Raw genomic sequence first — 16,360 nt, 5'->3', positions numbered from 1 at the left:
ATTGTTTCTGAACAAAGTGATTTATATAAAGGGGGTCAAAAGATTGCAAGAACTTGCCAAGGCAGATACACCAGTCATAACGGAAACAAAGAAAAATTCGAAGCTCAAAACCAAGCTCCATTATATGAAGAAAAACTATATTCTCTATTTGTTTCTTGCACCTGCCATCATTCTTACGATCATTTTCAAGTATGTTCCCATGTATGGGGCATCCATCGCATTTAAGGATTTCAGTCCCATCAGGGGGATCAATGGAAGTGAATGGGTGGGGTTCAAGCACTTTACGGACTTTTTATCGTCTCCGAATTTCATGGATATCCTGGTCAATACTCTGAAATTAAGTTCCTTCGAGCTTCTGATCGGGTTTCCGATCCCGATCATACTTGCACTGATGCTGAATCAGCTCCGGAAAGCAGGGGTGAAGAAGAATATTCAACTCATCCTTTATGCACCACACTTTATCTCAGTCGTCGTCATCTCCGGGATGATCTTTCTCTTCCTATCACCTACAGGACCGATTAATGCGATGCTGTCGGTTTTTACGGATAAGCCGATTTCATTCATGTCTGATCCTGATGCCTTCAGAAGCATCTATATCTGGTCAGGAGTTTGGCAGGGCGCGGGGTGGGCATCGATCATTTATGTGGCGGCACTCGCCAATGTGGATCCCCAGCTTCACGATGCAGCAACCGTAGATGGGGCATCCCTTCTGCAACGCATCCGGCATATCGATCTTCCGACGCTGAAGCCTGTAATGGCGGTCCTGTTCATCCTGGCTGCAGGAGGCATCATGGCGATTGGATTTGAGAAAGCCTATCTGTTACAGACGTCTATGAACCTTCCAACCTCGGAAATCATTTCTACCTATGTATACAAGCGGGGGCTGCAGGCAGGTGACTATTCATTCGCCACGGCAGTAGGGTTGTTCAATGCCGTCATCAATGTCATCTTATTGGTTTTCGTAAACCGTGTGGTCAAGAAATTAAACGAAGGCGAAGGTCTTTTATAGAAAGGGGGAAACGAGATGTACCAATACACCAGGAGTGATAAACTCATTCTTTTCATTAACAAAATCCTTCTTGGAGGAATCGTGATCATTGTTCTATTCCCTTTGATATACGTTCTACTATCCTCGGTTCTTGAGCCGAATGTTCTGGTGAAAAAAGGATTCCTCATCAGCGGTTCGGATTGGACACTCGAGGGATATAAACGGATCTTCGAGGACGGTACCATCGTCAAAGGATTCATCAACTCGATTCTCTATTCTGTCGGATTCACGCTCATCACCGTGAGTGTCTGCATCTTTGCCGGCTATTCCCTCTCGGCTGAAGGGCTTGTCGGACGAAAGTTCATCATGGTGTTCTTTCTCATCACGATGTTCTTCAACGGAGGGTTGATCCCGACGTATATGGTGGTGAAGGACTTAGGGATGCTGAACACGATTTGGGCGATCATCCTTCCCAATGCCATCAACGTTTGGTTCATAATTCTTGCAAGAACTTACTTCAAATCGATTCCGAATGAGTTGAAGGAAGCAGCAAGGATCGACGGGGCATCGGAGTTCAAGATCTTCTTGAACATCGTGTTTCCGTTGTCAAAGCCGATCATCTTTGTCATCGCGCTCTATGCGTTCATCGCACAATGGAATTCATATTTCGATGCGATGATCTACCTTGAAGACCGGGATTTGTACCCGTTACAGCTCGTCCTGCGATCGATCCTCATCCAGAATGAGGTGCAGCCGGGAATGATCGCTGACCAGCAGGCTGCTGCGGAACTCCAAAGAATTTCAGAGATGATCAAGTATTCATCCATCGTATTAGCAAGCTTGCCGCTGATCATTATGTATCCATTCTTCCAGAAATACTTTGAAAAAGGTGTTATGGTGGGATCTTTAAAATAATCTATATTTTATCAATGGGGGTTTAACAATGGGGAAAAAGACGAAGACAATGTCGGTACTTCTGATGTCAGGAATGCTGCTTGCAGCCGGGTGCAGCAACAACAGTGAAAGTGCTTCTTCTGAGAATTATGAACTGGAAAATGTAAAGTTTCCGTTAGAGGAACAGGTGACGCTTAAGATGATGACATCCAGCTCACCACTTGCTCCGGATGATCCAAATGAAAAGCTGATCTTCAAAAGGCTCCAGGAAGAAACGGGAGTGAAGATCGACTGGACCAATTATACAGCGGGGGAAACCTTCAATGAAAAGCGGAATCTGGCTGTCGCGAGCGGCGAGCTTCCAGACGCGATCATGAATGCGGGATACAGTGACTATGAGCTATTGAAGCTTGCGAAGGATGGAGCGATCGTTCCTGTTGAGGATCTGATTGATGAGCATATGCCCAACCTGAAAAAGGTCTTGGAAGATGCGCCTGAATATCGCTCGATGATGACGGCACCGGATGGGCATATTTATTCCTTCCCTTGGATTGAAGAGCTTGGTTCAGGAAAGGAAAGCATCCACTCCGTCGATGACTTCCCATGGATCAACGTCGAATGGCTGAATAAACTGGGGCTTGAAATGCCGAAAACAACCGATGAACTTAAAGAAGTCCTGAAAGCATTCAAGACTCAGGATCCAAACGGGAATGGTGAGGCAGATGAAATCCCGATGTCCTTCATCATCAACCATGGAGGTGAAGATGTGTCCTTCTTGTTCGGTTCATTCGGACTCGGTGAGAACTGGGATCACACGGTCGTCACCAATGACGGTGAAGTGAAGCTGACGGCAGCCGACGAAGGGTATAAGGATGCCATCAATTATTTAAATGAATTATATAAAGAAGATTTGATTGACGTAGAAGCCTTTGAACAGGATTGGAATACCTACCTGTCGAAAGGGAAAGAAGGACGTTACGGCATGTACTTCACATGGGATAAAGCCAACATCACGGGTATGAACGATCAATATGACCTCATGCCGGCCCTTGAAGGCCCCGATGGAACGAAGAATGTGGCGAGAACGAACGGTATGGGATTTGACCGGAATAAAATGGTCATCACGAGTGCGAACGAGAACCTTGAACTGACGGCGAAGTGGATCGATCAATTCTATAATCCGCTTCAATCGGTTCAAAACAACTGGGGAACATATGGGGATGACAAACAGCAAAACATCTTCGAAATGGATAGTGCCAGTAATTCATTAAAGCACCTTCCATTAGAAGGAACGGCTCCTGTTGAACTCAGGGAAAAGACATCCGTCGGCGGTCCACTGGCAATCTTGGACGAATACTATGGAGCCGTGACGACGAAACCGGATGATGCTGCCTGGAGACTGGGGCTCATGAAGGATGTCATGGTACCGGATATGAAGGCGGAAAACATCTATCCAAAAGTATTCTTCTCCCTTGAGGAGTTAGATAAGCTTTCGAAGATCGAGACCGATCTGCTTGCTTATGTGAAGCGTAAAAAGGCGGAATGGATCACCAACGGGAAAGCCGATGAAGAATGGGCGGATTACTTGAAAGAACTCGATCGCCTCGGGTTACAGGAGTGGCTGAAAATAAAGCAGGATGGATATGACCGTAACCAATCATAATTAAATTCAGGCTGTACCTTGCCCTGGCAATCGTGCAGCCTTTCGAATGCAAAGGAGAATCCTTATGACGAATCATTATCAAGAAAAAATGAGCCTTTATTCAGAAACCTATCGTCCGCAATTTCACTTTTCCCCGAAGGAAAAGTGGCTGAATGACCCGAATGGGATGGTCTATTTCGAAGGGGAATATCATCTCTTCTTTCAATATCATCCACAAGGAACCACGTGGGGACCAATGCACTGGGGGCATGCGGTTAGTCGGGATTTGATCCATTGGGAGGAGCTGCCGATCGCCCTTTATCCCGACGAGCACGGTGCTATTTTCTCTGGAAGCGCCGTGGTGGATTGGAAGAATACATCGGGTTTCTTTGAAAAGGGGAATGGCGGGCTGGTCGCCATTTATACAAGTGCGGACTCATATCCGGATTCCGATCGTCCAAGGCAAAGACAAAGTCTAGCCTTTAGTCTTGATCATGGCAGGACGTGGGAGAAATACGAGGGAAATCCTGTCCTGTCAGATGAAGATATTACCGATTACCGGGATCCGAAAGTATTTTGGCATGAGGAATCTGAAAGGTGGGTCATGGTGCTGGCGACGGGTCAGACGATTACCATATATACGTCCCCTAACTTGATCGATTGGGAGTTTGCCAGTGAATTCGGTCAGGACGAAGGCTCCCATTCGGGAGTATGGGAATGCCCGGATCTGTTTCCACTCATGGTTGACGGAAATCCCGATCATGTGAAATGGGTGATGCTGGTGAGCATTGGTGACAACCCTGATTTCAAAGAAGGTTCAAGGACCCAGTACTTTGTTGGGGACTTTGACGGCAAGACGTTTAGCAACCATCATAATGCAGACACCATCCTCTGGCTCGATCACGGGAGGGACAATTATGCGGGAGTGAGCTGGTCCGATATCCCTGAAAAGGACGGAAGACGAATCTATCTTGGATGGATGAACAACTGGAGATATGCAAACCAGGTTCCGACTGAAACGTGGAGAGGAGCCATGACCTTGCCGCGAGAAATGACTTTGATTTCTACGGCAGATGGTGTTCGTCTTTTACAAAAACCTGTAACCGAAATCAATAGAATCAGAAAAGGATCGAAGGTCACAAAAGCAATAGAGTTAACGGAAGAAGCATACTTAATGGATGTGAATCATGCATTAGTGGAAGTGAATCTGGCTGTAACGATGAAAGAGACAGAGGAGTTCAGTCTGACTATCCATCATTCATCCGATGAGAAAACGAGTGTTCAGTACAGTCGAATCACCCACATGTTATCTGTCGATCGGACTCAGTCCGGAGAACACGAGTTTTCGGATTCATTTCAGGGAATTTCCGAATGTCCTGTGGCATTAATGGACGATACACTCAGCCTTCAGTTATTCCTGGACTCGTCTTCCTTAGAGGTATTCGCACAGGGAGGCAGGGGAGTATTAACTAATCTTATCTTTCCAAAGAGAACGAATCACACCCTTTCCCTCACTGCCCTTGGAGGTGGTGCCAAAGTAGAAGAGCTCATGGTTACCGAGCTTTCCTCTATCTGGGGAAAGGAAGTACGAGAGCATGAATGACCCATCGATTTTATGCATCGGTGAACTGCTCATCGATTTCTTTTGTACCGATATCAATAAAGACCTGGCACATGGCCAACATTTCTCAAAGCAAGCAGGAGGGGCCCCTGCGAATGTGTGTGCCACCATTACCACACTTGGGGGGCGCGCAAGATTCCTGAGCAAAGTAGGAAATGACCCGTTCGGCCATTTCCTGAAAAACACCATGAAAGATCTTACCATTGATGATTCTTCCATTCTTCTTGATGAGCATCATCCTACAACTCTGGCGTTTGTATCATTGAAAGAAGATGGGGAAAGAGATTTCGTGTTTAATCGAGGGGCGGATGCCCATCTGAACAAGGAAGAGCTTCATCAAAGCAGCTGGAGGGAATCTTCAATCATTCACTTTGGATCTGCCACCGCCTTACTGGATGATCCCTTTAAATCCGCATACGTATCCTTCATCCAAATGGCCAAGGAAGCAGGGAAATTCGTCTCCTTTGACCCGAACTTCCGAAGCGATTTATGGAAGGGGAGAGAGAGGGACTTCATTGAGGTGGCGGAGCAGTGCATCAGTCAAGCAGACTTCGTCAAAGTAAGCGAAGAGGAATGTAAGATCATTTCTGGATTCGCCCATCTATCAGATGGAGTCGAACATTTTCATAGACTGGGAGCAAATACCGTAGCCGTCACCCTTGGGAAGGATGGAACACTGGTTTCAAATGGAAAAGAATCGTGTATCGTCCCAAGCATTCCCGTTCATTCCATTGATTCAACGGGGGCAGGCGATGCATTCGTTGGGGCGACCCTGCATCAACTCAATCACTATCAAGACCCGAAAGCCCCCCTGAAGGATTTCAAAAAACTAAAGAACGTCATTTCAACCAGCAATCGCGTGGGGGCAACAGTCTGTACAAAAATAGGGGCGATCAGCGCGATTAGGGAATTAGAGGGACGGACCTCTAAATGGTGATAGTTATACATTAGCGTACTGATTGGTGTCTGATGACCAGCACGATAAAGCTTTAGCGTGTTGGGGTCAGGCACCATTTTTTCATTTTCTATAGCTGATTCCATATAGAAAATTTAAGTTTCCCTTAACCATCCGTTAAGTTTCCTGTAAGGTAAATAATGTATCCTCTACCAATGAATCTTTCAATGTTGAGCCTATCAATGAAATTTGACAAGTAAGTGGTATCGTAGAGAAGGGACTCATGAAACAGAAATGTATAAACAAATTCCCTAGACAAGGATGATGATAATGAAACAAAAGGAGAAACTATACTTCCTCGGATACTTTCTCGTATTCCCACTCCTATTTTTCACGAGCTTCTTGGTATGGGAGATTGTGATACAAAGAAATAGTATATGGACCGTGTTTACAGATGCGTTATCGATTATAGGAATCTATTATATCCTTACGAGTATTATCTTTAGTTTGGTCACCATGGGGAAAAAATGAAATTTCAAAATGAATGACAGGTGAGCTGTGGGGCAGACACCGTTTTTCCAACAATCTCAAAACCAAAGAAGGAAATAAGGAATCTTTGAAGAATAGTAATAGCGGATACTGGTTTCTTACATTGTTGATCCCAATCATGCTTTTAGGTTCTTTTCCAGATATCATGGCGGCTATTGGTTTGACGGGCGTCATGTATTCCCTATTGCAATGGGTGATCCTTGAGTATTTTTCATCATAGCGATTGCAGTGTCTAAGTTTTTCACCGTAAACACGATATACCGTTTTATGATGTGATTCGAATCAAATACTCTAATATTCGGGAGGAAATGAAATGTCCAACAATACGATGACTTCAAAGGTGGAGAATGATCGGGTACTTGTGCTTGAACGGGATTTTGATGCGCCGCGTGAGCTAGTGTTTACTATGTTTAAAGACTCTGAACATCTCAAACAGTGGTGGGGACCAAGGGGCTGGGAGCTTCCCGTTTGTAACGTGGATTTCCGGCCGGGAGGTGTGTGGCACTTCTGCATGAAGTGCACGGATCAGAATCAAGGAGAATTCTTCGGTATGGAATCTTGGGGAAAAGGGGTCTACAAGGAGATCATCGAGCCGGAGAAGATCATCTACGTCGATTCCTTCTCAGATCCTGAGGGCAATACGAATGAAGACATGCCATCGACGACTAATACATTGGAATTCATCGATTTGGGCGGGAGGACGAAGCTGATCAACCGTGCTGAATATGATTCGGCAGAGTCTCTCAAGACCGTAATTGACATGGGTGTGATAGAAGGCATCACCGAAACGTGGGACCGCCTGGAGGAAGCCCTTCAGAAGGTGAAATAATGAATTTAGGGATGGACCTCCTACTTTAGAGAGGTCCGTCCCTCTTTCAATTCCATCGGAGCGATTTCTTAAACTCACGAAACGCCTGCTGAGAGTACTCATCCCCAAACTTCAGAATAATTTCTTCGATGTTTTCTTTTTCCTGAATTAAGACGGGATGTATTTCCGTTGTATTGGCCACTTCATAGACGGCATGAAGAAAATCGACCATTTCCCCTATTAAAAACCCATTTCGCAATTTCACTAATTCCTGGATGACGACAGGTATGTACTGAAAAGCTTCCTCTGAAGTCATGCTAGTAGTGATCTCCTCAAAGAAATGGCCGAAATACCATTCATCCTGATCAAGTTTCTCCTGCCAGTTATGGAATACTTCATGTAGTGGTTTCACGGAATTCATCCCTTTCTTAGGGACGGACCTCCTCTTTAGAGAGGTCCGTCCCTCTTTCACTTATTCAAAAACTCTTTAGCAATTACATGATCAGGGTCTAATGCCAGCATCCTTCTCGCCGTATCAGAGGCTTCCTCTTCACTGACGACTTTATCGGGGATTTGATGCAAGAATAATAGGTTGGATAAGTACTTGATATCTTGTCGGTCTGTTAATTCCACACATCGCCTTGCATGATAAAGGGCAGCGTAATAAGCACCGTCCAGGTAATTTAGTGGAACCACCATCAATCGAAACGCCGTCTCATGTAACTCAACGATTTCCTCTTCGACTAGTAAACTCATAATGAAGGCGTAATTCGTTATACTTGAATCCTTGAAGGCCGTTTCCATCAGTTTTTCATCGAGTTCTGAATAGGAAAGGTCATTCGCCATTTCTTTTGCTTCTTCAAAATGGCCTTTTATGATGAATTCATTTAGTTTGTTTGTCATGTTCATTACCCACCAATTACTACTTTTTTAAAAAATGAGCCTTATATTTCAAGGCCATTAACTAGTTCATTGTACACGACTTCCTTAACCCCAACCTTAAAGCAACCTTAAATTAACCATAAATCTCAAAAATCGCTGACAATTTCATGGTAAAATAGGATGAAAATTTGATTTTACAAGACTGGGAGTAAGGGTATGGCAGAGTTGATTTATATAGCAGAAGATGATGTGGAAATTAACCAACTGATCAGCCTTCATTTGCGGAATGAAGGTTATCGGGTGGAGCAGAGTTATGATGGAGATGAAGTGATCCGTAAATGCAGGGAGAAGCGGCCGAGCCTTCTCATCCTGGACTTGATGATGCCGAAAGTGGACGGGTTTCAGGTGATCAAGGAGATTCGGAAAAACTGTAAGGTCCCGATCATGCTGCTGACAGCGAGGGCGGATGATGCAGACAAAGTGTTGGGATTCGGGCTGGGGGCAGATGACTATGTCGTAAAGCCCTTCAGTATGGTTGAGCTCGTATCAAGAGTGAATGCCCAGATTCGAAGGTATACGGATTATAGTGTGGTGGAGGAGGAACCTGTCATTCGCAACGGATCCTTGGAGTATGATCCGATCAATCAGACGGTGACGAAGGATGGGGAGCGGCTCTTGTTAACCCCGAAGGAGACGAAGCTGCTATCGATTTTCATGAAGAATGTGAACCGGTTGTATACGAAGGCCCAGTTGTATGAGCTTGTATGGAATACGGACTACATCGGGGACAGCAATACGATCATGGTCCACATCAGTCGGATCAGGGAACAAATTGAATCCGATCCTAAATCCCCGAAGTATATCACGACGGTGAAAGGACTCGGCTATCGGATGGAGAATCATGAAAACTAATCCGATCCTCCTCAAAAAGCCCATCTCCATCACCAAGCAGTTTTTTATCAACTATGCTTTATTGTTCATCATTTTACTCGGAGTAGGGACGTTCACCCTGGTGGCGAACTTTGTGTATGTCGAGACCGTGTATGAAGATTTGGATCAGGACTTCCTGAAAGGGACGTATGAAGATGCGAAGAAATTGGGGATGAAAGCGGCATTCAAGAAGAATGAGCTGCCGGATCATGCCTATCTTGAAATCATCAGTCCCGATTATAAGGTGACCGATCAATTCAATAGTCCTCACAAGATCGGGTTTACCTATGGGTTGAATGAATTTCTGAAGGAAACCGATACGTATGATACGGATTTATATATCCCGGAAAAGGGGGGAGAGTATCTATTACTCTATTTTCCCGCAGATGACTATTTCCAATTGGATGATGTGTTCTTCTTCACCATCATCTTTTTCATGGTGTGCTTGATCGTCATCCTGTACTGGTACGTGAAGAGAACATCCGTCCAGCTCATTCAGCCGATCCAGAAGCTTCTGAAGGGGATCGATTCGATTTCATCAGGAAACTACGGAGAGAAAATCGAGTTCGAGGCGAATCAGGAATTGAACCAGTTGAAGAATAACATTAACCAAATGGCCGAGACGATCGGCACAGAAATCGCATTGAAGGAAAGGTCCGAGAACTTGAGGAAGCAGCTGATCCTGGATATTTCCCACGATCTGAAAACCCCATTGACCAATATACAGGGTTACGCTGAAACGTTGACCAGCCTGACGAATCTGAGTCGAGCGGATCAGAAGAAATACACCGACATCATCGTGTCCAACAGCAAGAGAGCAAACCGGCTCATCCATGACCTGTTCGATCTGTCCCATATGGATATAGACTGCGATTCGGTTTCGCTTAAGGTAAAGGATATGGCCGAATGGCTCCGTACCATGCTGTCTTCCTTTGTAGAAGAGTTCGAGGAAAAAGGAATGGAGTATCACCTGGATATTATCGAGGATCCCCTGATGGTGAAGTTCGATCCTTTCAAGCTTGAAAGGGCGATTACGAATATTCTCCATAATGGGATGACGTACAGTGATGGGTATCTGTCCATTTCACTCAAGCAGAAACAGAAACAGAAACAGGCTGTGATGATCATTGAGGATAAGGGAACAGGGATACCCGCCGCCTACCATGACAAAATATTCGAACCGTTTGTGCGGATGGACGAATCCCGGAATGGTGAGACCGGGGGAACGGGCCTGGGACTTGCGATTGCGAAGAAAATAATTGAACAACATGGTGGATCGATTGAATTGGATAGGGGATATGATGAGGGATGCCGGTTTGTGGTTGTGCTTGGCATTCAATAGATAGTGGGACCTGACCTCCAGCCGGCATGGGGGTCAGGTTTTTTTTAGATTATTTAAACAATTTTAATAGAAAAGCGAAACTACGTGTTAAAATATAGGAGGTTATACAGTCTGTTGTAAGTTCAATAAGATCCTTAGGATGGAGTTTTGTTGATTGAGAACGAAGGTCAGCTCCTTTCTTAGGTACATTTGTAATGAACAAATAAGGGGGACATGCAAATGAAAAAAGTGTTGGTATTTGTTACGGATGGTTTTGCTGATTGGGAAGCAAGTTACGTGACGGCGGAGATCAATAAACCAGAAACGGGTTATCAAGTTCAGACCATTGCGATCGACAAGGATCCTAAGGTGTCAATGGGTGGATTCACGGTTCTTCCCGACTTTAGTTTACAAGGCGCTCCTCTGGAATTTGAGATGCTCATCATTCCTGGTGGTACCGGGTGGAGAGAGGAGAAGAATCAGCAGGCGAAGCAGCTTGTGGATTATTGCTTTGAGCATGACATTCCGGTAGCCGCGATTTGTGATGCGACGACATTTCTAGGAATTCACGGGTATCTTGACCATCTTAAACATACAGGTAATTCTCTGCCCTATTTAAAAGAGGGGGCACCTGATTACAGGGGTGAAGAGAACTATATAGCCGATCAATCCGTTAGTGATGGCTGTCTGATCACTGCGAATGGAAGTGGAGCAGTGGAGTTTTCTAGAGATATCTTGCGTAAATTGGGTGTTTTAGAGGGTGAAGAACTAGATAGATGGTATGATATTTTTAAGAATGGATTTATAAAAAAGTAGTAAGCATAGGGACGGTTCTGCTGCTTCGTTTTGATCTAAGAGGAAGCACGAGAACCGTCCCCGTGCTTCCCCTTGACAATGAATGAAAATTTTATTATCGTAATAAAAAACCTAATACGTTTCTCACATTCGTATAACTCCAATAATATGGTTTGGAGGTCTCTACCAGGAACCAATAAATCCTGATTACGAAGAAGATACATTTATTTGTATTTTCTTCGTAATCAGGATTTTTTTTTGTTGAAAAATTGAGGAGGTACAACAATGAATCATTCTACAATGCCTAAAATTGAACTGCACTGCCATTTGGATGGGAGTGTCCGACCCGAGACCATCATTGATATTGCGAAGAGAGATGGCATCCATATCCCTTCCTTTGATATAGAAGAGATGAAAGAAGAGCTCATTGCCCCATTAGACTGCGAATCATTGGATGAATACTTAGAGAAATTCTCGATCCCTAATGCCGTTATGCAGTCAAAAGAGAATTTAAAGAGAATCACTTTTGAGCTTTATGAAGATGCAGCCAAGGAAAACGTGAAATATATGGAGGTCCGGTTCGCTCCATTGCTTCATACACAGAAGGGGTTATCTGTAAAAGAAATCATTGGAAGTGTAATTGAGGGAATGAAAGAAGCAGAAGAACAATTTGATATTAAAGGGAATATCATTTTGTCCTGTATGAGAATGATGTCGGCGGAACGTGCATTTGAGGTCGTCGAACATGGGAAGAAATTCCTTGGAAAAGGAGTCGTCGCGATTGATTTATGTGCTTCCGAAGAAGAAGGGTTCTGTGGGAAATTCATTGAACCCATCGCTCTGGCGAGAGAATATGGCTACAGAGTCACGATCCACGCCGGTGAAACGGGAATCGGAAGAAATGTGCTCGAGGCTGTTGAATGGTTAGGGGCAGAGAGGATCGGACACGGTGTATATATTACAGACTGTCCGGAAGCGTATCAGATTGTAAAGGAAAAACAAATCGTGCTTGAAATCTGCCCAACGAGTAACGTTCAAACGAAAGCCGTAAACCAATTCCGTGATCACCCCCTTTACGATTTTCACAGGGATGGGATCAAAATCACCATCAATACAGACAACAGAACCGTATCCGATACAACGATGACGAAGGAATGTGAGTTGGTCTGGGGTGAATTTTCGATGAGTGATGAGGATTATAGGGAGATTTATATGAATAGTGTGGAGGCTTGTTTTGCGAGTGATGAGGTGAAGGAAGGTTTGAAGAAGTATTTGTAGTGAGCCATGGGGACAGGTTCCTTGGCCCCGTTTTGTATGAGAGCCACGGTACCTGTCCCTGTGGTTAAAAAAAAGAAGGATCAAAGAACAACCCAACGTTCTTTGATCCTTCTTTTTTACTTTTTTTAAAAAAATCTTTCATTTACGCACGTCCATAGTGTATGATACATAGTATAAACCGTATAGTGTACGATACACAGTATAATTCAATCAAAGAGGTGAACATATGGATAAGTCACTGCTGACATCTCTGACGACGGAACTGCGGAGGGGGACATTGACCCTGGCGGTATTAAGTCAATTGCGGACACCGCAGTATGGATATTCACTTGTCCAATTACTGGAGAAAAGCGGAATTTCGATGGAGCAGAGTACACTCTATCCGCTGCTGCGCCGTTTGGAGAAACAAGAACTGGTCACAAGCAGCTGGGACCGGTCGGAAAGCAGGCCGAGGAGATATTATGTGCTGAGCGAATACGGCATTGAGATCCTGGGACAGTTACAGGCCGAATGGGAAAAGATGTCTGGGGAATTGTCCATTTTATTAAAGGGGGATGAGGAAGGATGAAACTTGTTGAACTCTATATTCAAGAAGTGATGAGAAGGCTGCCGGAGAAGAACCGGGATGATATTGCCCTTGAATTGAAATCAACGATTGAAGACATGCTGCCGGAGGAGTATACAGAGGATGATGTGAGAGAGGTACTGACTTCACTCGGGAATCCTGCCGTGCTTGCCTCGAATTATCAAGACAGGCCGATGCACTTGATCGGGCCAAGATATTATGATTTGTATAAGACGCTCTTGAAGATCATTCTCCCCATTTCTGTTGCTGTCACGTTCATCGTGTTAGCCGTATCATCTGTATTGAGCTATTCAGGGGAATCAAGTCCGATTGAGATATTCCTGTCCATCGCAGGAAATGGTGTGATCGAGGCCATCGGAACAGGGATGCAGGTCTTCTTTTGGCTGACCCTCACATTCGCCATCATCGAGCGGACCGTTTCCTCTGACAGTCAGCTTCCAATCACCATGAGAGGAAAAGAGTGGACGCCTGATGACTTGAAAGACATCCCGTATGTCCCAAAAGAAAAACGAATTTCCAAGCTGGAGATTTTCGGTGGTCTGATTTGGACGGTCATCTGGTCAACCTGTTACTTTAAAGCGTCAAGTATCGTCGGATTGTATGAAAAAGGTGACAACGAAAGAACGTTCACCCCTTTCTTTGATTGGGATGTGCTCATCGGATACTGGCCGTTGGTCGTGTTCCTGATCGGCTTGGAACTTCTCCTGCTGCTTAGAAAATGGAAAGCGGGTGTCTGGACCAGGAAGCTTGCGATCGTGAATGCAGTATATCAGTTCATACCTGTTCTAGCCTTTATGTTTGTTTTCAGGAACATGGATGTGCTGAATACAGATTTCATAGATAGGGTACAGGAACTGTTCGACGCCTCTTTCAATTTTCAGTGGCTGTACCTGACCGTATCGGTTGGATTATTGGTCACTGCGGTGGTCAACAGCTATGATGGGTTTAAGAAGGCTTATAAATGAATGGGGGAGCCATGGGGACAGGTACCATGGCTCCATTTTGTCTACGTGGTTTTTCATAAAGAAAATTCGACACGGAGGATCAATTATTTAAAAAGAGGATTAAATAAACCAAAAAGAGGATCGATAAATTCTGAACAGGATTAATAATTGAAAATCAGGATTGAATGTGGGCAAATCGGGATCAATTCCATAGCCGAAGGGATTTCTTTCGGGGATTCACACTCTACATCTGGCACCTCATACCCACCAAAGAGCCGTCTCCAACTAAAAAAGGACAATCTAACGTCTTTTCCCCTCGAGAAGCAGAAATAAGGGGACCGATGAACTTCAATTCGGGCAGCAATCCCAGAACCGGAGCCTTACACTGAGATGGGACCTTGGCCACATTTTTGTCAAAGAGCCACGGTACCTGTCTTCGTGGCTCATAGAATTTGCATAAGAATGGAACAATTCGAAACTTAAACAATTGTGCTTTCGTCTAATTACTAAAGCCTTATTCAAGGAAAGAGCAGTTTTTTGCTAGGAGTGGTGTTTTGTTCTGGGTGAAATTTAGTTTGATGGCGATACTTGTTTTCAGCATTATCTCAATAGTTAAGTTTCTTTTAAGAAATATTTTTAAAATAGAGAAAGTGAAAAGGAAATTCTTTTCCAATAATCATATCAATGAGTCCCATCGTAATGTTGACAAATGGGTGAGGATTCTAACTGCAATCACTTTAATGGTTTTAGGGATCGTGATGATAAACAATGAAGACTTAACCTACTTATACATACTAGGGTTTACTACCTTATCTGCACTGGACTATGCTGTAAGGGCATTCTTTGAATGGAAATCCAGCGAATATCCTAAGCAAGCTATTTTGACGTTAGCTGAAATGTTCTTGGTGTTAACAGCCGTCTTAATTGTATTTCAATTTTGGATTGCTTAGTTCCTATCATCCAAATGGGAGCATCTTTATGAAATGCGATTCTATTGAACTAACAAAGGGACTTCCAAAATGGACGATGGATGTACGGCTCCTGCCTTCTTAACAATTGAGCAGTTCAGTAAAAACATATAGTAGAATGCATAAAGTACTGAGGTGAAAGCATGAAATTCACTTGTCCTTGTTGTGGTTACAAAACATTAGATGAACAATCGCCTTACACTTATGAGATATGTGAAATCTGTTTTTGGGAAGATAATGGCTACCAATATAAATATCCGGATGAAACAGGGGCGAATTATGTTTCCTTTAGAGCAGCTCAACAAAATTTTATAAAATTTGGTGCTAAAGGCGAAAAAAGTTTGAAGTATGTAAGAACGCCGAATAAGTCTGACATTAAAGACCCAAATTGGAAACCATTATAAGCGGGGGAGAAGTACATTATCTATGAAACTCTATTATCGAGGTGTTTAATTTTGCAGAAATGCGATCATTGTAATACTCCATTTAGCTGGAGTAAAATCTATAAATTTTTTGTATGGACATACAAACCAATTGAGTGTAATAACTGTGGAACGGAACATAGAATAACCATTTTGGGGAGGTTATCTTTTGTTCTTTGCACAATTGTTCCTGCTCTGATTTTTTTGAATTTCCTATCCCCTTTCGATAATTTCATTTTAACTTTTTTTATAGGGATATTCATTCTCTTGGGTGGTTCATTACTAACACCATTTTTTGTATAAGGGGGTAGTGTGAGCTAAAGGGGCTATAGATTAAGATTTGCAAGCTGATTCTTCATCTTTATTACATAAACCCGCAGGATTACTGAACAAAGAAGGGAGATGAAACCGGCACACATGGGCGTATATAAAAGGATAGTTACACTCTTAAATAGTTTCAAGCAAGTATTTTATTATTATGACGATGAAGATTTTTCGACCTCTGAGAAAGAATATATTGATAATATCAAGAAAACAAATCCGTATGGGCTTTTGGTGTTAATCTTTGGTGGGGTTTCATTCACATTTGGACCACAATATGTCATTCTGCCTGTCGCAACTTTGATTATTGCCATACTTACCATTGGAACTTTTGATAAAGAAAAAGAAGACAATCCGTGGACATTTATGTTGGGATCGATTCTATCTCTCATAGGATTATATATGAATATTGTTGGGGCTGTTCATATTCTAATATGATTAGAGTCATTCTTTTGGTTTGCTGAACAAGGAAGTACCTCTAGTTTGTTCTAGTAAATAAGGTCAGGGGGATTTTAA

General features: G+C 43.6%; 18 protein-coding genes and 1 riboswitch. Of the genes, 16 read left to right on the top strand and 2 right to left on the bottom strand.

Annotated elements, in window-relative coordinates:
• Nucleotides 1–43 precede the first annotated feature (43 nt).
• The 6 genes from RSX31_RS11615 to RSX31_RS11590 all read left to right on the top strand — a co-directional run bounded on the left by RSX31_RS11615 (nt 44) and on the right by RSX31_RS11590 (nt 7,418).
• On the top strand, nt 44–1,009 hold the full coding sequence (locus tag RSX31_RS11615) for an ABC transporter permease (protein ID WP_397540980.1): 966 nt from the start codon (nt 44–46) through the stop codon (nt 1,007–1,009).
• 15 nt (nt 1,010–1,024) lie between these two features.
• Nucleotides 1,025–1,903, top strand: coding sequence for a carbohydrate ABC transporter permease (locus RSX31_RS11610; RefSeq protein WP_148967672.1), 879 nt, complete (start codon nt 1,025–1,027; stop codon nt 1,901–1,903).
• Between the two features lie 28 nt (nt 1,904–1,931).
• Entirely contained in the window at nt 1,932–3,545 is a 1,614-nt protein-coding gene (locus RSX31_RS11605; protein ID WP_315634626.1) for an ABC transporter substrate-binding protein, read from the top strand.
• Nucleotides 3,546–3,609: 64 nt separating this feature from the next.
• Nucleotides 3,610–5,127 (top strand): glycoside hydrolase family 32 protein, encoded by a 1,518-nt coding sequence (locus tag RSX31_RS11600; RefSeq protein ID WP_315634625.1) that lies wholly within the window; start codon nt 3,610–3,612, stop codon nt 5,125–5,127.
• Complete coding sequence (locus tag RSX31_RS11595; protein WP_315634624.1) at nt 5,120–6,082, top strand: carbohydrate kinase family protein; 963 nt, start codon at nt 5,120–5,122, stop codon at nt 6,080–6,082. Before RSX31_RS11600 ends, RSX31_RS11595 begins: the two co-directional genes overlap by 8 nt.
• 820 nt (nt 6,083–6,902) lie before the next feature.
• The gene (locus RSX31_RS11590; RefSeq protein WP_315634623.1) at nt 6,903–7,418 is read left to right on the top strand and encodes an SRPBCC domain-containing protein; all 516 of its coding nucleotides are present in this window, start codon (nt 6,903–6,905) and stop codon (nt 7,416–7,418) included.
• A gap of 46 nt (nt 7,419–7,464) precedes the next feature.
• On the opposite strand, the gene RSX31_RS11585 is transcribed toward RSX31_RS11590, so the two are convergent.
• Together RSX31_RS11585 and RSX31_RS11580 are read right to left on the bottom strand one after the other, a co-directional pair.
• On the bottom strand, nt 7,465–7,809 hold the full coding sequence (locus tag RSX31_RS11585; protein WP_315634622.1) for an ABC transporter: 345 nt from the start codon (nt 7,807–7,809) through the stop codon (nt 7,465–7,467).
• A gap of 56 nt (nt 7,810–7,865) precedes the next feature.
• Nucleotides 7,866–8,300, bottom strand: a complete 435-nt coding sequence (locus tag RSX31_RS11580; protein WP_315634621.1) for a hypothetical protein — start codon at nt 8,298–8,300, stop codon at nt 7,866–7,868.
• 195 nt (nt 8,301–8,495) lie between these two features.
• Between RSX31_RS11580 and RSX31_RS11575 the strand changes: the two genes are divergently transcribed.
• The 10 genes from RSX31_RS11575 (at nt 8,496) to RSX31_RS11535 (ending at nt 16,282) form a co-directional block, all read left to right on the top strand.
• The gene (locus RSX31_RS11575) at nt 8,496–9,191 is read left to right on the top strand and encodes a response regulator transcription factor (RefSeq protein WP_315634620.1); all 696 of its coding nucleotides are present in this window, start codon (nt 8,496–8,498) and stop codon (nt 9,189–9,191) included.
• On the top strand, nt 9,181–10,551 hold the full coding sequence (locus RSX31_RS11570) for a HAMP domain-containing sensor histidine kinase (protein WP_315634619.1): 1,371 nt from the start codon (nt 9,181–9,183) through the stop codon (nt 10,549–10,551). The genes RSX31_RS11575 and RSX31_RS11570 overlap by 11 nt, the downstream gene beginning before the upstream one ends.
• Nucleotides 10,552–10,770: 219 nt before the next feature.
• Nucleotides 10,771–11,346 (top strand): type 1 glutamine amidotransferase family protein, encoded by a 576-nt coding sequence (locus RSX31_RS11565; RefSeq protein ID WP_315634618.1) that lies wholly within the window; start codon nt 10,771–10,773, stop codon nt 11,344–11,346.
• Between the two features lie 109 nt (nt 11,347–11,455).
• Nucleotides 11,456–11,555, top strand: a riboswitch (purine riboswitch).
• Between the two features lie 55 nt (nt 11,556–11,610).
• Complete coding sequence (gene add, locus RSX31_RS11560; protein WP_315634617.1) at nt 11,611–12,603, top strand: adenosine deaminase; 993 nt, start codon at nt 11,611–11,613, stop codon at nt 12,601–12,603.
• Nucleotides 12,604–12,829: 226 nt separating this feature from the next.
• A complete protein-coding gene (locus tag RSX31_RS11555) occupies nt 12,830–13,171 on the top strand; it encodes a PadR family transcriptional regulator (RefSeq protein WP_148994688.1) in 342 nt (113 codons plus the stop codon).
• Nucleotides 13,168–14,154 (top strand): HAAS signaling domain-containing protein, encoded by a 987-nt coding sequence (locus RSX31_RS11550; protein WP_315634616.1) that lies wholly within the window; start codon nt 13,168–13,170, stop codon nt 14,152–14,154. Before RSX31_RS11555 ends, RSX31_RS11550 begins: the two co-directional genes overlap by 4 nt.
• Before the next feature lie 542 nt (nt 14,155–14,696).
• Nucleotides 14,697–15,083 carry a DUF4181 domain-containing protein gene (locus RSX31_RS11545; protein ID WP_315634941.1) on the top strand — a complete coding sequence of 129 codons (387 nt, stop codon included), beginning with the start codon at nt 14,697–14,699 and terminating at the stop codon, nt 15,081–15,083.
• Nucleotides 15,084–15,244: 161 nt separating this feature from the next.
• Nucleotides 15,245–15,505, top strand: a complete 261-nt coding sequence (locus tag RSX31_RS11540; RefSeq protein WP_315634615.1) for a CPCC family cysteine-rich protein — start codon at nt 15,245–15,247, stop codon at nt 15,503–15,505.
• A gap of 51 nt (nt 15,506–15,556) precedes the next feature.
• Complete coding sequence (locus tag RSX31_RS23345) at nt 15,557–15,826, top strand: TIGR04104 family putative zinc finger protein (RefSeq protein WP_397548091.1); 270 nt, start codon at nt 15,557–15,559, stop codon at nt 15,824–15,826.
• 114 nt (nt 15,827–15,940) lie between these two features.
• A complete protein-coding gene (locus tag RSX31_RS11535) occupies nt 15,941–16,282 on the top strand; it encodes a cell division protein FtsK (protein WP_315634614.1) in 342 nt (113 codons plus the stop codon).
• Nucleotides 16,283–16,360 lie beyond the last annotated feature (78 nt).

Source organism: Rossellomorea yichunensis, assembly GCF_032337515.1.
Classification (GTDB): Bacteria; Bacillota; Bacilli; order Bacillales; family Bacillaceae_B; genus Rossellomorea; species Rossellomorea yichunensis.
This window is presented reverse-complemented; position numbering and strand designations above follow the sequence as displayed.

What these genes read in the sequence shown, in the direction of transcription:
- RSX31_RS11610 (WP_148967672.1), top strand. Translation starts at nt 1,025, where the DNA reads ATGTACCAATACACCAGGAGTGATAAACTCATTCTTTTCATTAACAAA.
- RSX31_RS11605 (WP_315634626.1), top strand. Translation starts at nt 1,932, where the DNA reads ATGGGGAAAAAGACGAAGACAATGTCGGTACTTCTGATGTCAGGAATG.
- RSX31_RS11600 (WP_315634625.1), top strand. Translation starts at nt 3,610, where the DNA reads ATGACGAATCATTATCAAGAAAAAATGAGCCTTTATTCAGAAACCTAT.
- RSX31_RS11595 (WP_315634624.1), top strand. Translation starts at nt 5,120, where the DNA reads ATGAATGACCCATCGATTTTATGCATCGGTGAACTGCTCATCGATTTC.
- RSX31_RS11590 (WP_315634623.1), top strand. Translation starts at nt 6,903, where the DNA reads ATGTCCAACAATACGATGACTTCAAAGGTGGAGAATGATCGGGTACTT.
- RSX31_RS11580 (WP_315634621.1), bottom strand. Translation starts at nt 8,300, where the DNA reads ATGACAAACAAACTAAATGAATTCATCATAAAAGGCCATTTTGAAGAA.
- RSX31_RS11575 (WP_315634620.1), top strand. Translation starts at nt 8,496, where the DNA reads ATGGCAGAGTTGATTTATATAGCAGAAGATGATGTGGAAATTAACCAA.
- RSX31_RS11570 (WP_315634619.1), top strand. Translation starts at nt 9,181, where the DNA reads ATGAAAACTAATCCGATCCTCCTCAAAAAGCCCATCTCCATCACCAAG.
- RSX31_RS11565 (WP_315634618.1), top strand. Translation starts at nt 10,771, where the DNA reads ATGAAAAAAGTGTTGGTATTTGTTACGGATGGTTTTGCTGATTGGGAA.
- add (WP_315634617.1), top strand. Translation starts at nt 11,611, where the DNA reads ATGAATCATTCTACAATGCCTAAAATTGAACTGCACTGCCATTTGGAT.
- RSX31_RS11555 (WP_148994688.1), top strand. Translation starts at nt 12,830, where the DNA reads ATGGATAAGTCACTGCTGACATCTCTGACGACGGAACTGCGGAGGGGG.
- RSX31_RS11550 (WP_315634616.1), top strand. Translation starts at nt 13,168, where the DNA reads ATGAAACTTGTTGAACTCTATATTCAAGAAGTGATGAGAAGGCTGCCG.
- RSX31_RS11540 (WP_315634615.1), top strand. Translation starts at nt 15,245, where the DNA reads ATGAAATTCACTTGTCCTTGTTGTGGTTACAAAACATTAGATGAACAA.
- RSX31_RS11535 (WP_315634614.1), top strand. Translation starts at nt 15,941, where the DNA reads ATGGGCGTATATAAAAGGATAGTTACACTCTTAAATAGTTTCAAGCAA.